Genomic DNA, 3,025 nt, shown 5'->3' on the forward strand with positions numbered 1-3,025 from the left:
TGCCGCCCCCGCGCGCGGGTCGCCACGCAGCCCCCGTGGCCGAACAGTCCACCACCGATCAGCAGGGAGTCTCCGAGTGAAGTTTGTCGATCTGCTGCGGACGGCCATCGGAAACACGTTCCGTTCCAAAGCCCGAACCATCCTGACCGTCATCGCCATCTTCATCGGTGCGTTCACCCTGACCCTTACTTCGGGTGTGGGCACCGGTGTGAACGACTACATCGATAAGACCGTGGCCGGTTTCGGCGACCAGAAGTCCATCTATGTGCAGAAAGTCGCGGACCAGACCGAGCCCCAGAACGACGGTCCCCAAGAATACGACCCCGAAGATACAAGCATTCAGACGGGCTTCGGTTCAGCCAGCGGGTTGAGTAACGCTGACATCAAGAAGATCGAGGAGATCGACGGCGTCGAGTCCGTGGACCCCATGTACATGGTGTCTCCCACCTATCTGGAAGCGCCCAACGACAAGCGTGTCCAGCTCAGCCTGGGCATGCCTTCCGATGCTGAAGGCGTTCAGCTCGAAGCCGGAGAGATCCCCGCCCGCGATAAGGACGAGATGATCGTTCCCGCTTCGTGGGTCGAGGACCTGGGCTTCGATTCCAACGAGGATGCCGTGGGCAAGACCGTGGACGTGGTCATGACCAACATGGCCGGCGACGATGAGACCTTCGAGGTCACCGTCTCCGGTGTCTCCCAAGCGTCCCTGGCCGGTGCGTCCTTGACCCCCATGCCGTCCTCGAGCCTCAACGAGAAGCTCTACGACTACCAGACCTCCGGTTCTCCGCGTGACGTTCCGGACAGCTATTTCATGGCCGTGGCCAACATCGAGAACATCGACGACGCCGGTCAGATCAAGTCCCAGCTCGCGGACGAGAACATGTTGGGCATGACCGTGGAGGACCAGCTCGGCATGTTCCGCGCTGTCATCAACGGCATCGTGTGGATCCTGAACTCGTTCGCGATTATCGCCCTGCTGGCTGCGGGCTTCGGCATTGTGAACACGCTGCTGATGTCCGTGCAGGAACGAACCCGTGAGATCGGCCTCATGAAGGCACTGGGCATGAGTGGTGGCAAGGTCTTTGGCCTGTTCTCCCTCGAAGCCATCTTCATCGGTTTCCTGGGTTCGGCCATCGGCGCTGCCGTGGGCGTGGCCACCGGTTCGATCATCAGTTCCATATTGTCCAACGGACTGTTGGAAGGCCTACCGGGCCTGAGCCTGTTCCTGTTCGACCCGATCCAGACCGCCTGATCATCTTGTCCGTGATGGTCATCGCGTTCCTGGCCGGCACCATTCCCGCCATGCGCGCAGCACGGCAGGATCCCATCAACGCACTCCGTTACGAATAATTCACTCTCACCACTCGCACCAACGAGAAGAAGGGAACTTCCCCATGAGCACCACTCCCAACGAACCCCGCAACCCGGACTACGCAACCAGCCAGGTGCTGGTCAACCTGGCCCCGGCCAGCCCAACCCCGCAGGCCAGCCCGGCCCCGGTCAGGACCCGCAGGCCGCACCCCAGCACGGCTACGGCCAGCAGGGCGGCAAGTACGGCACCTCGGAGTACAACCCGAACCAGTACACCGGAATGGTGGAGCGCCCCGGGCTGCTCGACAAGCTGCTCAAGCTGACGCTGCTGTCCGCAGCGATGTACATCCTGTACACCGTGGTGAACCTCATTGCGGCCTCCACAACTGACCTTGAGGCGTACTTCCGCGAGCAGGGTCTGAGCAGCGACCAGGCGGAAATGTTCGCCAGCAGCAGCGGCAGCGTGGTCGGCTCCATCATCGGTCTCGTCATCGCCCTGCTGCTGTACTTCCTGGTCTACCGTGGCCTGGCCAAGGGCAAGAACTGGGCACGCATCCTGGGTACCGTCTTCGCTGCTCTGTCGATCCTGTCCTACCTGTTCGGAATCTTCGGTGCGCTCATGTACGGCGGACTGGGCATCGTGTTGATCGTCGTCTCGATCATCGCGGTCGTCGTGAACATCATGTGGATCGTCACCGCATTCAAGGCTCCCAACTCCGCGTACTTCGCGCAGAACAGCCGCCGGTAAGTCACACATGGCGTTACCGCCCACTGCCAGGTCCATCCAGCACGAACGCTGGATGGACCTGGCTTTGTTAGAAGCACAGCGCACTGTACCGAGCGGGGATGTCCCAATCGGTGCGGTGGTCGTGAACTCCCACGGCGACGTCGTTGGGCGTGGTCACAACCGTCGCGAGGCGGGCGGTGATCCCACCGCCCATGCGGAGGTGCTCGCTCTGCGCGACGCCGCCGCCCGCACCGGTTCGTGGCGGCTCGAGGACTGCACTCTGGTCGTGACGCTGGAGCCGTGTGCATGTGCGCCGGGGCCATCGTGCTGTCCCGGGTGCCGCGACTGGTCCTCGGAGCATGGGATCCAAAGGCCGGTGCCTGCGGTTCCGTATTCGACGTGGTCCGCGAACCGCGCCTCAACCACTGGGTCGAGGTCACCGGTGGGGTCCGCGAGACCGAGTGCGCCGCATTGCTCCGGGAGTTCTTTGAGGCCCACCGCAAGTAGTTGCAGCGGGCACGGTTTGGTTCCGGGTGGAACTGACGGTAAAGTACTTCGAGCTGGTGACGTGTCCGAGCGGCCGAAGGTGCATCACTCGAAATGATGTTTGGTGTTAAAGCCAACGAGGGTTCAAATCCCTCCGTCACCGCCAGTCGAAATCGCCCGTTATCCCTAGTCAAACAGGGGTAGCGGGCGTTTTTTGTGTCCCCGGGTCCCGTAACTGGACACGATACGGACACATCCACCGTGCTGGACGCCAACGGATTCGAATCACACCCCGGACATTTACGGCAGAGTGTCGCATCCGCTCACATTCCGGGGCGAGGTACGCAGCCGGATCACGCCCAACATCGCAATCCTGAGCCTCAGATGTCTGACGGCCGCTCCGGTGCCGTGTCATCGACGTTCCCACCGCCGGGGTGACAGCAGCTGCAGGCCGATCGACGCTACAGCCCTGGCACATGCACCTGCACCCTGCACCCTGCA

General features: G+C 62.2%; 4 protein-coding genes, 1 tRNA gene and 1 pseudogene. All 6 read left to right on the plus strand.

Going from position 1 to position 3,025, the window contains the following annotated elements:
• Window positions 1–76: 76 nt before the first annotated feature.
• The 6 genes and pseudogenes from YO9_RS0114905 (at window position 77) to YO9_RS0114920 (ending at window position 2,690) form a co-directional block, all read left to right on the plus strand.
• Window positions 77–1,252 (plus strand): ABC transporter permease, encoded by a 1,176-nt coding sequence (locus YO9_RS0114905; RefSeq protein WP_223286666.1) that lies wholly within the window; start codon window positions 77–79, stop codon window positions 1,250–1,252.
• A 142-nt stretch (window positions 1,253–1,394) separates the two neighbouring features.
• Window positions 1,395–1,634: a hypothetical protein gene (locus YO9_RS19095; protein WP_223286667.1), complete on the plus strand. Its 240-nt coding sequence runs from the start codon at window positions 1,395–1,397 to the stop codon at window positions 1,632–1,634.
• Entirely contained in the window at window positions 1,592–2,059 is a 468-nt protein-coding gene (locus YO9_RS0114910) for a hypothetical protein (protein WP_016998205.1), read from the plus strand. The genes YO9_RS19095 and YO9_RS0114910 overlap by 43 nt, the downstream gene beginning before the upstream one ends.
• 52 nt (window positions 2,060–2,111) lie before the next feature.
• Window positions 2,112–2,351, plus strand: a pseudogene (locus tag YO9_RS21800) (nucleoside deaminase); the annotation flags it as partial.
• On the plus strand, window positions 2,345–2,545 hold the full coding sequence (locus YO9_RS21805) for a nucleoside deaminase (RefSeq protein WP_016998207.1): 201 nt from the start codon (window positions 2,345–2,347) through the stop codon (window positions 2,543–2,545). The pseudogene YO9_RS21800 and the gene YO9_RS21805, both read left to right, overlap by 7 nt.
• A gap of 55 nt (window positions 2,546–2,600) precedes the next feature.
• Window positions 2,601–2,690 (plus strand) — tRNA-Ser (locus tag YO9_RS0114920).
• The last annotated feature ends 335 nt before the right edge of the window (window positions 2,691–3,025 follow it).

It is taken from the genome of Kocuria atrinae C3-8 (genome assembly GCF_000286355.1).
Lineage (GTDB): Bacteria > Actinomycetota > Actinomycetes > Actinomycetales > Micrococcaceae > Kocuria > Kocuria atrinae_A.